The 15,969-nt window shown below is 68.8% G+C and carries 12 protein-coding genes; 4 read left to right on the top strand and 8 right to left on the bottom strand.

From position 1 onward, the window contains the following. Nucleotides 1-11: 11 nt before the first annotated feature. Complete coding sequence (locus C8K38_RS22000; RefSeq protein ID WP_097213548.1) at nt 12-938, bottom strand: winged helix-turn-helix transcriptional regulator; 927 nt, start codon at nt 936-938, stop codon at nt 12-14. A gap of 251 nt (nt 939-1,189) precedes the next feature. Here C8K38_RS22000 and C8K38_RS21995 point away from each other — a divergent pair, with 251 nt between their 5' ends. Further along, nucleotides 1,190-2,431, top strand: a complete 1,242-nt coding sequence (locus C8K38_RS21995) for an acetyl-CoA acetyltransferase (protein ID WP_097213518.1) — start codon at nt 1,190-1,192, stop codon at nt 2,429-2,431. Between the two features lie 72 nt (nt 2,432-2,503). Here the strand turns inward: C8K38_RS21995 and C8K38_RS21990 are convergent, their stop codons facing one another. The 7 genes from C8K38_RS21990 to C8K38_RS21960 all read right to left on the bottom strand — a co-directional run bounded on the left by C8K38_RS21990 (nt 2,504) and on the right by C8K38_RS21960 (nt 11,530). Beyond that, on the bottom strand, nt 2,504-3,985 hold the full coding sequence (locus tag C8K38_RS21990; RefSeq protein ID WP_097213517.1) for a carotenoid oxygenase family protein: 1,482 nt from the start codon (nt 3,983-3,985) through the stop codon (nt 2,504-2,506). After that, nucleotides 3,982-4,515 (bottom strand): PaaI family thioesterase, encoded by a 534-nt coding sequence (locus C8K38_RS21985; protein ID WP_097213516.1) that lies wholly within the window; start codon nt 4,513-4,515, stop codon nt 3,982-3,984. Before C8K38_RS21985 ends, C8K38_RS21990 begins: the two co-directional genes overlap by 4 nt. 1 nt (nt 4,516) lies before the next feature. After that, on the bottom strand, nt 4,517-6,256 hold the full coding sequence (locus C8K38_RS21980) for a class I adenylate-forming enzyme family protein (RefSeq protein WP_097213515.1): 1,740 nt from the start codon (nt 6,254-6,256) through the stop codon (nt 4,517-4,519). 35 nt (nt 6,257-6,291) lie between these two features. Then, a complete protein-coding gene (locus tag C8K38_RS21975) occupies nt 6,292-7,488 on the bottom strand; it encodes a thiolase family protein (RefSeq protein ID WP_097213514.1) in 1,197 nt (398 codons plus the stop codon). Nucleotides 7,489-7,490: 2 nt separating this feature from the next. Then, nucleotides 7,491-9,152, bottom strand: a complete 1,662-nt coding sequence (locus C8K38_RS21970; protein WP_097213513.1) for an aldehyde dehydrogenase family protein — start codon at nt 9,150-9,152, stop codon at nt 7,491-7,493. Between the two features lie 189 nt (nt 9,153-9,341). Continuing rightward, nucleotides 9,342-10,283 carry a winged helix-turn-helix transcriptional regulator gene (locus C8K38_RS21965; RefSeq protein ID WP_097213512.1) on the bottom strand — a complete coding sequence of 314 codons (942 nt, stop codon included), beginning with the start codon at nt 10,281-10,283 and terminating at the stop codon, nt 9,342-9,344. A 53-nt stretch (nt 10,284-10,336) separates the two neighbouring features. Further along, a complete protein-coding gene (locus tag C8K38_RS21960) occupies nt 10,337-11,530 on the bottom strand; it encodes a thiolase family protein (protein ID WP_097213511.1) in 1,194 nt (397 codons plus the stop codon). Nucleotides 11,531-11,623: 93 nt separating this feature from the next. On the opposite strand from C8K38_RS21960, the gene C8K38_RS21955 reads away from it, so the two are divergent. Genes C8K38_RS21955 through C8K38_RS21945 form a run of 3 tightly spaced genes read left to right on the top strand, consistent with a single transcriptional unit; the run spans nt 11,624 to nt 15,940 of the window. Continuing rightward, nucleotides 11,624-13,183: a class I adenylate-forming enzyme family protein gene (locus C8K38_RS21955; RefSeq protein ID WP_097213510.1), complete on the top strand. Its 1,560-nt coding sequence runs from the start codon at nt 11,624-11,626 to the stop codon at nt 13,181-13,183. Nucleotides 13,184-13,229: 46 nt separating this feature from the next. Then, nucleotides 13,230-14,195, top strand: a complete 966-nt coding sequence (locus tag C8K38_RS21950) for an NAD(P)H-dependent flavin oxidoreductase (protein ID WP_097213509.1) — start codon at nt 13,230-13,232, stop codon at nt 14,193-14,195. A gap of 56 nt (nt 14,196-14,251) precedes the next feature. After that, a complete protein-coding gene (locus C8K38_RS21945) occupies nt 14,252-15,940 on the top strand; it encodes a DEAD/DEAH box helicase (RefSeq protein ID WP_097213508.1) in 1,689 nt (562 codons plus the stop codon). The last annotated feature ends 29 nt before the right edge of the window (nt 15,941-15,969 follow it).

The raw sequence follows: 15,969 nt of genomic DNA, 5'->3' as shown, positions 1-15,969 counted from the left end.
CGGTCGGCCCATCAGTGACCGGCGGTCGCCCGCCTGAACTCGGTGTCGGCCCGACGCAAGACGGCATTGCAGGCGTTGCACGTGTACTGGGGTTCGAGCAGGTGCTCGCCTGCGTTGTGCACGATGGTCAGGCCGGATCGCCCGTCTTCGGACAGATGCCGCGCCGCCCACGCGTTGAGCGCGGCGAACACGGGAAAGAAGTCGAGGCTTTTTGGCGTGGTGCGGTATTCGTGCCGCCGTGCGCCATCCGTGATCGGCGTACGGACCAGCATTCCGTTGTCGACGAAGTAGGCGAGGCGGTCGGTCAGGGTGACCGGCGAGATCGACCCGAGCCGGTTCTGGAAGTCGCCGAACCGGCGGTTGCCCTCGAGTGCGGCGGCGAGCAGGAAGGTCGACCAGCGATCGGCGAGCACGCTGGTGGAGTCCATCCCCGGCGCGTCACCCTTCGCAGTGCGCCGAGATCGGCGGTCGGCGATGTCGACGAGGAGCGGCGCGTCGACCTCGGTCCGCACGTCGCGGGCGGTCACGCCGATCGCCGCGCAGGCGGCGCACCCGAAAATCGGCGTGATGAGGTGCCCGCACGGCAGGTGACGAAGGTGAGTGGTCGGCCGGTCGGGTGCCCACGGTGCCCAGTGGCGGTCCCAACTCCACAACGCGACGAAGACCAGCCACAGGTCGTCACCGAGGTCGGTGAGGCGGTACTCGTTGCGCGGCGGCGCGGTCGAGTACGGGTGCGCATCGAGGATTCCGTCCTCGATCAGGCGACCCAGACGATGCGAGAGGACTGCGTCCGAGATTCCCAGTTCGTCACGTAGTTGCGAAAAGCGCTCGGCGCCGTCGAAGACCGCCCGGATGATCTGCAGATTCCATCGGTCACCCGCGATCAGCAGGGCGTGCCCCAGCGCGGACGATGCCGGGTGCGTCGGGACTGGGGACATGCCGTCAATCATCGCAAACAGCATGTGGCCGGGAACCGCGGCGCTCCGGTTCCATTCCCGGACCTTCGGCTTCTCATTGAGAAGTGATATCGGCATACAGCACCCATTTCATAGGGGTATGTCCGCGTTCCCTACGTCCAACTGTTGTACCGCTGGTTGATTCACTGTTGAGCCCAGTCGTGGGAGCAACTATGGATCTTGTAGTAACGGTAGGCCGTGGCTAACCTGAGATGTGACAACAAGGAGGAAAGATGACGAACCCCGTTTACGTGCTCGGAGGAGCTCAGACCGACTTCGCCAGGAACTGGTCGAAGGAGGGCCTCGGCCTGGTCGACATGTTTGCCGAGACCGTGCCTGCCGCCCTGGCCGACGCTCGAGTCGACGACCGTGAGGTCGGTGTCATTCACGTGAGCAACCTCGCTGGAGAGCTCTTCGCGGGCCAGGCGCAGCTCGGCGGCATGGTGGTTGCGGCCGTCCCGGGCCTCGACGGCCTGCCGAGCACACGGCACGAGGCGGCGTGTGCCTCGGGGAGCACCGCGATCCTCGCCGCGAGCGCGGATATCGAGTCGGGTCGGTACGACGTGGCGCTCGTGGTCGGGGTCGAGCTGATGCGCAACGTGTCCGCGCAGACTGCCGCCGAGTACCTGGGTACCGCGGCGTGGGCGGGGCGGGAGGCGCTGGGCGTGAAGTACCCGTGGCCCGCGCTCTTCGCCGACATCGCACAGGAGTACGCACGGCGCTATGGCCTCGACCACGCACATCTCGGTCGTTTCGCCGAGATCGCTTTCGGCAATGGATCGCGCAATGGTCTTGCGCAGACCAGGGACTGGGACTTCCCGGCGGGGTCGTTCGACGAGAACGGCGAGGTGAACCCGATTGTGGAGGGGATGCTCCGCAAGACCGACTGCGGGCGCATCACCGACGGAGGTGCAGCCGTGGTGCTGGCCGGGCCGAAGTTTGCGCAGGCGTGGGCGCAACGGACCGGAGCCGACCTGGACCAGGAGGCCACCATCGCCGGATTCGGCCACCGTACGGCGACCCTGCTGCTCGCGGACAAGCTCGCCCAGAGCGCCGACCGAGACTACCTCTTCCCACACCTGCGCGGAGCCGTCGAGGATGCGTACCGGCGCGCGGGACTGGATGGGGTCGCCGACCTGGATGTCGCCGAGATCCACGACTGCTTCACCATCAACGGGCTGGTCACGCTCGAGCACATCGGACTGGCGGACCCGGGCAAGGGCGGCGAGGTGGTGATGGACGGTTCGATCGAGCGCGGCGGCCGGCTGCCGGTGAACCCCAGCGGTGGGCTGATGTCGCAGGGGCACCCGGTGGGTGCCACTGGCGTCCGCATGGTGCTCGATTCCGCTCGCCAGGTCACCGGCCGGGCGGGGGACCATCAGGTCGACAACGCCAGGCGCGCCCTCACCGTCAACATCGGTGGTTCGTTCACGACCGCGGTGGCCACGGTCGTGGTCCGGGGAAGCGGAGCGTAGCCACGCAGACGACGAAGGTCTCCCGGGCGGAGCGGCTCTCGGACCGCCCCGCACCGGGAGACCTCCGTTCTTCTACGCGCGGGCCTCGATGAGCTGATCGGCGCGCACCCAGGTGGCATGGAAGCCGGAGGGAACCCGGCGCGGCAGCAGCACCCGCGCGATCGGTCCCGCCGCGACGTCCTCGGCATCGAAGATGTTGATCTCGCCCTTGTCCTCGGCCTCGTCGTTGACGAAGCAGACCAGGTAGCCGTCGGTCTCACCCGTCGATCCGTCGCGCGGGGCGAATGGTGCCTCCGAACCCCAACGCCCGGAACCGAATTTGTGCTCTTCCTTGATGCCAGTCTGTGAGTCGAACCGCACGAGCCCGTCGAAGAGCAGCGTCGGCTCGTTGCCGAGGCTCATGCTGTACGAGTACCGATGCGAGCGGCCCATGACACGCGAATCCACGCTGGGGAATTCGATGTTGGCATTGTCGAGCTCGGTCTCGATGGTGGTGCCGGTGCGAAGGTTGAAGCGGTACCGGTAGAGCTGGGCGTCGAGCCGCATGTACGCGAGCATGTTGGACAGCGGCGAAGCGAAAGTCGTCTGGTGCTGAGGGTTCTTCACCCGGCACACGTCCATGATGATCTCGTCGCCCTCTTCCCACGAATTCACGACGTGGTAGATGTAGCAGGGCTTCACCTCGAACCAGCGCACCTCGCTGCCGTTGCCGTGCCGGGGAATGACCGCGAATCGAGCGGGAAGCTCCTGATCGTAGAAGATCCGGTACTTGCCTGCCCGGCGCGCATCGTGATCCTGCACCAGCGGCAGGTCCATGAGGATCGAGTAGTTCTCGGTGATCCCGATGTCGTGCGGGAGTCGTGGACCCGGCAGATCGATCTGCGTGAGGTGCGTCTGACGACCGTCGGCGCCGATGATGCCGTAACGGAGGAAGTCCTGGTCGGGGCCGTAGTCGAACCAGATCAGTTCGCCGGTGGCCTCGTCGACCTTGGGGTGGGCCATCATGTCGCCGGCAAAGGTGCCCAGGAAGTCCTGTGCACCAAGCGTTTCCAGGGACAGTGGGTCCACGGCGTAGGGTGTTCCGCAGAGGTACCAGGTCGCCAGGACCTGGCCGCGGTGGTAGATGACGTCGGTATTGGCGGAATCCTTGATCCCGAGGCCGTGTCCGTTCCCCCACGGATTGTCCTGCGGGTTCTCCATCAGACCGGTCCACAGGGCACGGCCCGCCTCGGACTCGTCCTGGAAGGCCTTGGTCTGGACGTACCGATTGCGGTACCGCACCTTGCCGTTCTCGAAATGTGCGGCATGGATCATGCCGTCGCCGTCGAACATGTGATAGCGGCCCGGTGCCTCGAACTGCCGGTTCGGGCCGTTGCGGAGGTACACACCGTTGAGGTCCTTGGGGATCTCACCGATGACGGTGAGATCGTCGAGGGTGAGTTCGTCGTGGACCGGCGCGAACACCCCGAGGGTGTACGGATTGTCGTCGGTGGCGTCGACCGGGCGAGCGACGGCGATGGGGTCGCCGTTCGCGCGGGGCTGGGTGGAAGTCATGCCTGCTCCGTTTCGGTGTTGCTGTGTTCTGATCGCGAAGTTGAATGTTGTTGCGATGCTGAGGGGTACAGCACCATCTGGGTGCAGCGGAAGAGGGCGATCGCCCTCCCGGCGCCGTCGCGGACGGTGGCGTCCCACAGCTGGGTTCGCCGCCCACTGTGGACGAGCGTCGCGTCCACGCTGACCGTCCCGGACCGCGCGGTGCCGAGATAGTTCGTCTTGAGTTCGAGTGTGGTGAATCCAGATGCCTCGGCGGGCAGCGCCAGCCGTGCGCCGACACCGCACACCGTGTCGGCCAGTGCCACGACGGTGGCCGCGTGCAGATATCCGTTCGGTGCCAGCAGCTCCTCGCGAACCTGCAGTTCGCCGGTGACCTCCGACGCCGACGCCTCGAGGATGCGCATGCCGACCAGGCCAGGGAACCGCCCGTCCAGCATCGCCGTCATCTCGTCGGCGATGGGTCGGCCGGACCCGGTCGGTGTCTCGCGTGGCCTGCCGACCGGTGCACCGTCGCCATCCGGTGATGCCATGTCAGCCGACCTTCTCGACCGCGCCGCGAATGTCGCGCCGCTGCAGCTTTCCGATCGGGTTCCTGGGAAGCTCGTCGACCGTCACGATCCGTTCCGGCAGCTTGAACGACGCCACCTCCTTCGCGCGCAGGAAGTCCACGAGGTCCTCGAGTGCGACCCCGTCACTGTTGGCGGGAACAACTACCGCACAGCACTTCTCGCCGAGGACGTCATCGGGATACCCGACGATGGCCACATCGGCGACGGCGGGGTGGTCGATGAGAATCCCCTCGATCTCGGCAGGAGCGATGTTCATGCCTCCGCGGATGATGATCTCCTTGCTGCGGTCGACGAACTTGAGGTACTCGCCGTTGTCTCCGCACAGCTCGAAAATGTCTCCACTGCAGAGGTATCCGTCCTCGTCGAACGGGCTCGATGCTGCGGTTCCCTCCAGGTAGCCGGCGAAGATCGTCGGTCCCTTCAGCCTGAGCTCGCCGCGTCCGCCGACCGTAGTCACCTCCTCGCCCGTCGCCAGGTTCACCAGGCGCACCGAGGTGCGCTCGGCCACCCCGGTGGCCCACGACCTGTCCGGTGCGCCGTAGTTCGGCAGGTACTCCGCGCGGATCAGCGGGTCGGGCGTGTCCGACGGAGCGCCGAGCAGGCATACTCCCTCGTTCGAGCCGAAGAAGTTGAGCACCTCGACACCGAGCGAGTACTGCCAGTCGCGCACCACGCCGGGGGGCAGCGGGGCGCCACCCGAACCCACCCGGCGGAGCGCGGACAGGTCGTATGCGGTCCGAAGGTCCTCCCGCTGCAGCAGCATGGTGAGAATCGCGGGCGGCATGCTCGTGTGGGTGACGCGGTAGCGCTGGAGCTGATCGAGATAGACGGCCAGGTCCAGTGGGTGGTGGTGGACCACGTGACCGCCGCCGAGCAGCCACGGCAGCAGCGAGGTCGCGAACCCGGCCATGTTGACCATCGGGAACGGGTTGAGCATGACCGTTGCCTCGTCCGTTTCCAGTCCGTCCTGAACCGCCTGCCCGACCGCGATCCAGTCACCGTGACACCGGGGTACGCCCTTGGGCGCCGCCTCGGTGCCGCTGGTCCAGCAGATCGTGATGCAGTCGTTCACCGATCGGGGCAGCGCCGTATAGGCGCGACGCACGGCATCGAGCGATCCGTCGGTGGCGGGGGCCGCGTCCAGCGGCCGTCCTCCATCCGATGCGGGCGGGCCGAAGGTGAACACGGTGCGCAGGGAGGGCAACTCGCCGATCAGGCCGAGCGCCTCCTCGGACGGCGACCGGTCGCCGAAGCTGTTGACGGTGACAACCGCAACGGCCGCAGCGGATTCGACGATCCGCGTCAGTTCGTACCGTCGGTACGAGGCCGGCATCGGGGCCGCGATCGCTCCGAGGCGCCACAGGGCGAAGTAGGTCGCGGTCAGGGCGACGGAGTTGGGCATCAGCACGGCAACGACATCGCCTGGACCGATTCCCGACTCGTGCAGCTTCGCGGCCAGGTCGTCGACGCGTGCGTCCAACTCCTGCCATGTCAGTGACTCCGGCTCGATCCCGCACAGCGCGGGCAGATTCGTCGGATCGGTCACCGCCGGGGCGTCTCCGCGGCTTCGCACCTGGCCGTCGAGGAGGTCCAGCACGGTCAGCGGCGACCACCACTGGTGTTCGAGGTAGTCGTCGACACGGCTGTCGGGATGGCACGGGCGTAAGCGGTTGGCGGTGTGGCCTGCCGAGATGGCGTTCATGGCGTCCTTTCGTGCAGTGGTCTGGGGGCAGTGGGTCAGCGGAGTCGGCGAACGACGACGGCGGCACCGAGCCCGAGCGCTGCCGGGATGGTGACCAGGGCGTACTCGCCGTCGATGCGGGTGAGCTGATCCAGGGCGTTGACGAGGAGGGCTCCACCACCCGCGCCCAGTGGGTGGCCGGTGGCGAGCGATCCGCCGAGCGGGTTGACCCTGGTCGGATCGAGCCCCAGCTCGCGGGTCATCACCAGGGCGGATGCGGCAAAGGATTCGTTCGCCTCGATCACGTCGAGCTGCCCGGCGGTGATCCCCGCGTTCTCGAGGGCACGCCTGGAGGCGACGACGGATGCCGTCAGCAGCGGTGAGCGCACGGCGGCCTGGGCGACGCCAACCACCTCCGCGATCGGTTCGCGGCCGATCCGATCGCGCGCGGCGGAGGAACCGAAGACCGCCATCGCCGCACCGTCCGCCATCTGCGGGGCGGTGGCGGCGGTGTGCAGCCCGCCATCCGGACGCCGGACGGCGGGCAGACGCATCGCCACCCTGCTCCACGACGGATCCTCCCCGAAGAGGGTGGCGAGTTCGGCGAGTGACTCGAGACTGATGTCCGGTCGGGGTCCCTCGTCCGACTCGAGGATCGTGGTGGCGCCCGAGCGGACCGGAATCACGGACCGGGACGCCGGGGCCGCGGCGGCGCGGCGATGCGAGGTCACCGCGTAGGCGTCGAGATCCGTTCGTGTCAAACCGTATTCGGCTGCGGTGAGGTCGGCGGAGACCCCGATGGTCACGTAGCCCGTGCGGTCGCCGAGCTCCTCGTCGGAGACGAAGGCCGGCCTGTCCGAGAGCATCGGTACCCGCGACATCGACTCGACGCCGCCGGCGACGACGACATCGGCGATGCCGGAGGCCACCTTGGCCGAGGCGGACTCGATCGCGTCGAGCCCCGAGCAGCACAGTCGGGAGACCACCCCGGCGCCGACCTGGTCCGGCCAGCCCGCCCAGAGCACAGCGGCACGCGCAACATCGCCGCCCTGGTCGCCGACAGCCGTACTGGTGCCGACGATGACATCGTCGACCGTGTCGGCGGGGAGTCCGCGTTCCTGCAGGGCGGACAGCAGTTGGGCGAGGAGTTCGTGTGAGGGTACGTCGGCGAACGTGCCGCCCTGGCGCCGGACCCGCGCCTTCGGGGTACGAACCGCGTCGTAGATGTAGACGCCGGATGTGAACTGGGACATGGTTACTCCCCTTCGATCTGGCGACGATCCTGGACGATGCGGAATCGCCCGGCGATGAAGGACTCGTCGGTGAGGGTCGCATTGCCGGCAGGGTTGAGGCCGGTGACGTGGTAGTCGCTGTAGGCGGCCGCGAACTGCATGGGCATCGAGGACACCAGGTTCGCCGAGAGGGAGGCCCCGGCGTCGGCGTATGCGTCGGCCACCTCGTCGATGATGGCGTCGTCGGTGCAGTAGAGGTACGAGCTGATAGCGCCGTGACTGCGGACGCTCGCGGTCGCGTGCTCCACCGCGGAGGCGGTGTCGGCGGCGTCGACGAGGAACGCGACCGGACCGAACTGTTCGCCCTCGGGAAGGGTGTCTCCCCGGCGTGGGTCGACCCGGATGACCAGCGGGGTCGCCGCCCGGGCCTGGGGGTAGTCCGGGTGCGCGTACGGCAGCGGCCTGCGGACCAGGGTCCCGCTCGCCTCGGCCGCGTCGGCGAGCGCGGTGATCGAGTGCAGCGTCGCGTCGGACTGCAGCGCGCCGCAGACGGCACCGGCGCGGCGAGGTGCGCCTGCCAGATCGTCGATCGCCGCGAGGAGTGCGGTGATGACGTCGTCTCGTGCGATCACACCCTGGTCCGTGCGCACACCGGCGTCCGGGATGTAGATGTTCTGCGGAGTGGTGCACATCTGACCACTGAAGAGCGAGAGACCCCCGGCGAGCGTGCGCATGGCTGCTGACAAGTCGGAAACGGAGTCCAGGACAACGGTGTTGACGCCCGCGGTCTCGGTGAACACCAGGGTGTTCGGGAGGTTTCGTTCCAGCCACGACCCGAACGTTGGGCTGCCGGTGAAGTCGACGATCCGCACCTCGGGGCTGGTCGCCAGCTGCCCCGCGACCGGGGCGTCCACGGTGTCGACGACCAACTGAACGGCGTCGGCAGGCAGCTGTGCCTCGGTCAGCACCTCACGCATCACGCCCACCGCGAGCGCGGTCGCGAGCACCGAGCGCGGGTGCGGCTTGACGAGAACCGGATTTCCCGTCGCCAGGTTCGCGAGGATCGCCGGGTAGGCGTTCCAGGCGGGGAACGAGGCGCAGGCGACGACGAGTGCGGTGCCGAGCGGGCGGGCGCGGAATCGCTTCCGCAGGGTCACGTCCGACTTGCCGAATCGCTGCTGCCACGTCACGTGTCCGGGTACCCGGGTCATGGCCGACCAGGCCATCGCCACGGCCTCGAGGCCGCGGTCGAGTGCATTGGTCCCGCTTCCGCTGCAGGCCATGTTGAGGCTCTGTCCGGTGGTGTGGGAGGTGACGGCCGCGAACTCCTGGCCGCGCTGGTGGATCCGGTGCAGTGCCTCCAGGCACACACCGATCCGGCGTTCGACGTCGGCGTCGCGGAGGGCGGTGGCCGCGGCGGCCGCACCCACGAGCGCCTCGTCCACGGAGGGTGCGCTGTAGCTGACGTTGAGCGCCTTCGCGGTGTACGGCGAGACCTCGTCGGCGGTGATCACCGAGCCTGTGGGAGACGAAAGCGTCAGGGTGGCACCGTCGTAGGCGCCGAGGATGGCGTCGGCCTGCGCGGCGTCGGGCGGGGTGATGGGCGCATACCCGGTCCACGCGGTGCGGGTGCGGTTGGCCTCTGCCGCTGCCTGCAGCAGTTCGAGGTGGGTTTCGAAGAACATGGGCGCTCGTTCCTGTGTCAACAGATTTGTGGCGAGATCAGTCAGTCATCGGGGTGGGTGGGGTGTGCGGACGAGGGGCGGTCGTCCGCTTTGACCGATATAACTACTGTTATTGAAGTGAACCAGGACACACAGCGGGTTGTCAACGGTCGACGATGTCGGGCCGTTCGAGGGTGAGAGTGCGTCGGGCTAGCGCGGGAGCCGAGCGCCGAACGGAAACGGCTCGAAGCGCACGGAGGTGCGTTCCAGCCTGGCCTCGCAGCCGCGGCAGCGCAGCGCCGGGAGCAACCAGGAGCCACACTCGGGGTGGCGGATCTTCGGACCGAGCGGGAGGGCGCCGGGATGCGCGACCTCTGTCCACGACAACAGGAAGGCGAAAATCGGGAACAATCCCCTGCCGCGCGGGGTCAGCAGGTACTCGCGGCCGCCGCCGTGTTCGCTCCGGGTGAGTATCTGCACCTCGGACAGCCGTCCCAGCCGCTCGGTGAGGGTCGTCGGCGAGATGCTCAGGATCGACTGGAACTCGCCGAAGCGGCGAACCCCCGACAGCGCCAAGCCCGTGACCATGGCGCTCCAGCGGTCGCCGATCGCCTCCATGACCTCGGTGAACTGCAGGTCGGCCCGGCTCACCGAGGGGGCAGTGCGCGTCGACCGCCTTCGCCCGCCCCGTGCCACGAGGACCAGCGATTCGCGGTCCAGTTCGAGCTGTGCATCCCGCGCGCCGATGGCGCCGTCGCACTGCCTGCACATCATCGCCGGTGGCCCCCGGTGGCCGCAGTCGATGTGCACCAACTCGGGTTGCAGCAGCCCTTCCGGGGACCATTCGCGCTGCCATGCCCACACACTGGCCAGGATCTCCCAGGTCGCCAGGCCGAGCTCGGTCAGCAGGTAGTCGTGGCGGTCGCCGCCGTTCGACTGCGGCCTGCGTTCCATCAATCCCGCCTCGACCAGCGCGTTCAGTCGTGCAGTCAGCATGGCGGGCGGAGCGCCGGTTCGGTCGATCCACTGGCTGAAGCGGCGCACGTGATCGACGAAGACCTCGCGCAGGATGGCAAGTGTCAGCCGGTCGCCGAGCAGGTCGATCGTCTGGGCGACCGGACTAGGAGGTGCGGCGGCGCCGGGTTCGGCCACGTCACCCACCTTCCCGTACTGCCTGCGACGATCGCGTCCCGCAGATCGCTTGTTCAGGCCTCCAACACAATAGCGATGCCCTGTCCCACGCCGATGCACGCAGCCGCGACCCCGATGCCCCCGCCGAGTCGGCGGAGATGGCGCAGGCAGTCGACCACCATCCGAGCCGCCGACGCACCGATCGGATGACCGAGGGCGATGGCGCCGCCGAAGGGGTTGACGCGATCGGCCGGGATGCCAGGGAGCTCACGCAGGCAGGACAGGACCATCGCGGCGAACGCCTCGTTGAGCTCGAGCACTCGAACGTCGGCGAGCTCGAGACCCGCGCGGTCAAGGGCCTTTGCGATCGCGGCGACGGGCGCCAGCGCGAACTTGTCGGGTTCGGCGCCGACGACCGCCGAGGCCAGCACCCGGCCGAGCGGTTCGACACCGAGTTCGTCGGCGACGGCTCCGGTGCCGACCAGCGCCGCGACCGCTCCGTCGCTGATCGGGGACGAGTTCCCGGCGGTGACGCTGCCGCCGCTCGAGAAGGCCGGCCGCAGGGCGGCCAGGGTGGCCGCGTCGGTCTCGCGGATCGGTTCGTCGCGGTCGAGGGTCGGGTGCGGCGTGACGAAGCCGTCGTGCACGCCGTCGGTCCACGCCCTGGCGGCCAGTTCGTGGGACCGCAGCGCCCATTCGTCCTGCTCGAGGCGGCCGACGCCCAGCTGCTCCGCCACCAGTTCCGCCGATCTGCCGAGCGTCTCGACCCAGGCCGCGGGGAATCGGGGGTTCGGCATCCGCCACCCGACCGTGGTGGGGATCAGCTCCATCGATCGGGGGAACGCGGAGTCCACGGGCGGGAGCACGTAGGGCGCGCGGCTCATGCTCTCCGAGCCGCCCGCAATCGTGATCTCGGCGTCGCCGACCGCGACGCGCCTGACCGCGGACAACACCGCCTCGGCGCCGGAGCCACACAGACGGTTGACCGACACCCCGGGAATCGTGTGCGGAAGCCCCGCCAGCAGCAGCGCCATCCGGGCCACGTTGCGGTTGTCCTCGCCCGCGCCGTTGGAATTTCCCCAGACGACGTCGTCGATGCGGCCTGGATCGAGCGCGGGGTGCCTGCGGACCAGGTCGGCGATCGGAAGGGCGGCCAGGTCGTCGGCCCTGACGCGCGAGAGCGCCCCGCGGGCCGCCCCGAACGGGGTTCGGACGGCATCGATCACCCACGGCGCGCGACGGTCCGACGGGGAAAGGCTCTGGGTCATGGGGACTCCTCCTGTGCGGTCGGGGTGCGGCCCTTGCGGAAACTCGCCCGCCTGTTGTCTACTTCAATAACTGTAGCGAATGGAAGGAGCCTCATGTCGATAGCCGACGTGCTTCGTACCGCGGCCGATCGGTACGGGCCCGCGATCGCGATCGAGGACAGCTGCAAGTCTCGAACGTTCACCGAACTGTCCGACCGGGCGCACGCGCTGGCCGGAGCCCTCGATGACCTCGGGCTCGCCATGGGGGGCCGGGTCGTCGTCCTGCTCGGCAACGTCGTAGAGGCGGTCGAGGTCGATCTCGCGCTGTCGATCGGCGGCTTCGTCCGGGTCGCGCTCAATCCGCGTGTCGGGCCGATGGATTGGGAACGCGTCGTGCACGACTGCGCGCCGGCTGCGCTGATCGTCGACCCTCGGATCGAGGGCGCGGCCGAGTTCGCCGCCCGGACGCTCACCCCGACAGTGATCACCGTCGACGGGACCACGTCGACCGGGCCGTCGCTCGACGAGTTGGCGACGGGTGCCGCACGCCACGCTGCGATGCCTACGCCCGAGCCGGATTCGCTGTGCGCGCTGCACTATTCGTCCGGGACAACCGGGGTCCCGAAGGGCGCCCAACGGACCCACGCGAACCGGCTGGCTTCGCTGGGCGCGATGCGCGATCACGTGCTCGCAGGCACCCTCGACGGCGCCGAGCCGGCGGTGTTCCTGCATGCGGGCCCCGTCATTCACACCAGCGGGCTCTTCGTGTTGCCGTTCCTCGAGGCCGGCGGACGCCAGGTGCTGCTCGATCACATCGGTCCGGCGGGTCTGATCGACGCCGTCGAGGCCCACGCCGCGACGCACACCGCGCTGGTGCCCACGGTCATCGCCCGGCTGCTGGACTTCGACGACGACCGACTGTCGGTGATGCGGCGCATGCGCATGCTCGCGTATGCGGGCGCACCGATGCCGGTCGAGCACCTCCGGCAGGCATACCACCGCATCACGCCCAATCTCGTTCAGTACTACGGGATGGTCGAGGCGATCCCGCCGCTGACCGTGCTGACCGCGGCGGACCACCGGCGCGGCGTACTCGAGAACCCCGACCTGCTCGGATCGGTGGGGCGGGCCTGCCCGGAGGCGGACATTGTCATCCGCGATCTCGGTGATGCCGTCCCCGACGGGGAGGTCGGCGAGCTCGTGGTCGCAGGCCCCGCGGTCAGCCCGGGATATCACAATGCGGGCACGCGAACAGATCTGGGCAAGAGTCATGTCGACGGCGAGCTCTACTCGGGCGACCTCGGTTACCGCGACCAAGACGGCTACATCCACCTGACCGGCCGCAGCAAGGACATGATCATCACCGGCGGATACAACGTCTATCCCCGCGAGGTGGAGGAGGCGATCTCCGCGATCCCCGGGGTCGACGATGTCGTGGTCGTCGGGCTGCCCGACGAGGTGTGGGGGCAACGCATCGTCGCCGCGTACACATCGGCGGCCGACGCGGGGGTCGACGACGACATCGTCCTGGCGGAGAGCCGCAGCCGACTGCCCGACTACAAACGCCCCAAGGCCGCGCACTGCGTCGACCGTCTTCCGTTGACCGCGCTGGGCAAGGTGGACCGGGCGGCGGCCGCCGAGCTTCTCGGTGCCCTCGTCCGTGCCGCATCGTGAACTCACGCAAACACTTACACCGACAGCTCCCGATAGAGGAAACATCATGACCGACTCTTTCCTGTCCACCCTGCGCCTGCCGGTCGTCGCGGCACCGATGTTCCTGGTGTCCGGCCCGGAGCTCGTCACCGCAGCCTGCACCGCAGGCATCGTCGGCTCCTTCCCGACGCAGAACTGCCGCACCGCGGCGGACCTCGACACGTGGATGGGGTCGATCACCGATCAGCTCCGCGCGGCCGAGGCCGCCTCGGTCCCCGTCGCCCCGTGGGCGGCAAACGTGATCACGCACAGCAGCAACGCCCGCCTCGAAGACGACCTGCGCCTCATCGCCGAATACAAGCCGCAGATCGTCATCACCGCCCTGGGGTCCCCGAAGCCCGTGATGGACACCGTCAAGGGGTACGGCGGCACGGTGATCGCCGACGTCGTGAACCTTCGCCTCGCACACAAGGCCGCAGACGCGGGCGTGGACGGCATGGCCTGCGTGTCGGCGGGCGCAGGCGGACACACGGGTCACCTGTCGCCTTTCGCGTTCACCTCTGCCGTGCGCGAGTTCTTCGACGGGATGATCATCATCGGGGGCGGCATCAGCGACGGTCACGGTGTCGCGGGTGCGATCACCGCAGGCGCCGACCTGGTCTACATGGGTACCCGGTTCCTGGCGGCCGCGGAGAGCATGGCCGCGGACGGGTACAAGCAGATGGTCGTCGACCACGGTCCCGACGACCTCGTGGTCAGCTCCGCGATCACCGGCACCCCGGCTTCCTGGCTCAAGCCCAGCCTCGTCGCCTGCGGGCTCGATCCCGACAATCTGACGCCGCCGACCGGGGAGAAGAACTACACCGCCGGTACGGAATCGATGAAGCGATGGAAGGACGTCTGGGCTGCCGGCCAGGGGCTCCAGCCCATCCGGGCGATCGAACCGGTGAGCACGATCGTCGAGAGCATCGAAAAGGAGTACGTCGAGGCGTTGCAGCGGTCTAGTCGGTTGATCGCGACCGCGGTGCGTTGAGGCCCGCGGCGCGCCCGCGCCGCCGACATGTCGCACGCCGTGGCTACGGTTGACCGGTGACCGCCAAGGCCCGCCGCAAGACCAGCCGCCAGTCGACGAAGTCCGACTCCCCCGCCGCCGGTGCGGGGGAACGTATCTGGGTGCTCGAGGTGCCGTTCCGGGCGCCCGCCCCCGGCGCGAAGTACTACGGCGGAATCAAAGCCCACGCCTACGTCGGGTCGAGCCTGCCCGAGGAGCTCCGTCCCTACGCGGCGAAGCCGTACTCGTACCAGCAGTGGGTCGAGGACGAGCTGAACGGCACCAGGGGCCCGTCCGCGGAGGCCGCCAGGAAGGAGTTGCGACCCGAACAGATCGAGGGGGCCGCCGCGATCGCCCGGGCGGCCGAGGCGAACTCCCGGGGCTTCTGCCTCTCGGACGACCCTGGCCTTGGCAAGACGCTCAGCGCGATCGCCGGCGCGAAGGCAGTTGCTCAACAGCGCGGTGGCGAGGCGATTCTCGTCACCGTGGACCGTCCCACTTCGATCACCATCCCACACTGGCGTGCGTCGATCGCGGCCGTCGGGGACGGCGGATACCGGTGGCTGATCATCTCCCCCGACCAACTCAAGAAGCTCATCGCCCGCAACGGCAGGCCGAGGTACCGGTTCGATGTCGTCGTCAACGACGAGGCGCACAATTTCCGACACGACTCGCAGCGCACCGACTACCAGCGTCGGGTGACCCGGCACCTCGACCCGCCCGAGAAGGCGCCGTTCGTGATCTCGCTGACCGCGACCCTCGGGCACCACCCCGGCGAGTGGCGCTACCTGTCGTCGCTGCTGGCGCAGGTGCACCGCGAGCCGCCGCAACGGTGGGACGAGCTCGGCGCCCGGCTGGTCGAGCTCGGGGTGCCGCTGGAGCGGTACATGGGCCGCTGGCAGTGGACGGCGGAGGCGAAGGCGTCCGGTCGGGTCCAGGCCGATGCCGTCGCCCTGGTGCGCGACGCGATGACCTCCGCCGAACCGCCGGTGATGCTGCACCGCGACGCGCCATGGGGCCAGGCCCCGATCGACGGGCTCGGCGTCGACCTGACCTTCGAGCAGCGGCGGCAGTACGAGATGGAGTGGGGCGACTACCGGCGCGAGATGCAGCTCGCACGAACCGGTTCCGACACCGCTCGCGGGCGGGCGGCGCTGATCCGGTTCCGGCAGAAGGCCGGGATGATCCGTGCGCCGCACACCGGGGACCTGGTGGCGGCGACCGTGGAACGCGGTTACCAGTGCCTGGTCGCGACGGAGATGGTGAGCACCGGCGCGGAGCCGGTGGCCGACCTGCTCGAGGATCGCGGCATCGCGGTGTCCCGGATCTTCGGCGGCCGCCGCGACGCCGAGAACGAGCGGCTGCGGTTCCAGCGCGGTGAGACCAGGGTGGTCGTGTTCAACACGACCTCCGCGATCAGCCTGCACGCCGCCGAGCACCTCGCCGACGGGAGTCGCGCCACCGCCACCCCGCGGATCGGGTTCTTTCACCAGCCCCGGTATTCCGGCATCGCCGCCCGGCAGACCATCGGTCGCGGGCACCGCGACTATCAGGTCTGCCCGTGGTCGCTGCTCTACGCCACCGACACGGTCGAGGAGTCCGCGGCCACCACGATGGTCGACCGGCTGATGGTCACCTCGGCCAGTGTCGACGGCGACACCAGTGCGTTGGCGTCGATCGCCCGGATGTTCAACGCCGACTGGATCGACGAGCGGGCCTTCGATTGAGTTGACGTGCGCGATCCGGGTCCCGCTCA

Origin of the sequence: Rhodococcus sp. OK611, assembly GCF_003050885.1 — a bacterium.
GTDB classification, from domain to species: domain Bacteria; phylum Actinomycetota; class Actinomycetes; order Mycobacteriales; family Mycobacteriaceae; genus Rhodococcus_G; species Rhodococcus_G oryzae.
Note: the sequence above shows the minus strand (reverse complement) of the source record. Positions and strands in the feature narration are given on the sequence as shown.

Coding starts and splice junctions, on each gene's coding strand:
- C8K38_RS21955 (WP_097213510.1), top strand. CDS start 11,624: ATGTCGATAGCCGACGTGCTTCGTACCGCGGCCGATCGGTACGGGCCC.
- C8K38_RS21950 (WP_097213509.1), top strand. CDS start 13,230: ATGACCGACTCTTTCCTGTCCACCCTGCGCCTGCCGGTCGTCGCGGCA.
- C8K38_RS21995 (WP_097213518.1), top strand. CDS start 1,190: ATGACGAACCCCGTTTACGTGCTCGGAGGAGCTCAGACCGACTTCGCC.
- C8K38_RS21960 (WP_097213511.1), bottom strand. CDS start 11,530: ATGACCCAGAGCCTTTCCCCGTCGGACCGTCGCGCGCCGTGGGTGATC.
- C8K38_RS21980 (WP_097213515.1), bottom strand. CDS start 6,256: ATGAACGCCATCTCGGCAGGCCACACCGCCAACCGCTTACGCCCGTGC.
- C8K38_RS21970 (WP_097213513.1), bottom strand. CDS start 9,152: ATGTTCTTCGAAACCCACCTCGAACTGCTGCAGGCAGCGGCAGAGGCC.
- C8K38_RS21990 (WP_097213517.1), bottom strand. CDS start 3,985: ATGACTTCCACCCAGCCCCGCGCGAACGGCGACCCCATCGCCGTCGCT.
- C8K38_RS22000 (WP_097213548.1), bottom strand. CDS start 938: ATGTCCCCAGTCCCGACGCACCCGGCATCGTCCGCGCTGGGGCACGCC.
- C8K38_RS21985 (WP_097213516.1), bottom strand. CDS start 4,515: ATGGCATCACCGGATGGCGACGGTGCACCGGTCGGCAGGCCACGCGAG.
- C8K38_RS21975 (WP_097213514.1), bottom strand. CDS start 7,488: ATGTCCCAGTTCACATCCGGCGTCTACATCTACGACGCGGTTCGTACC.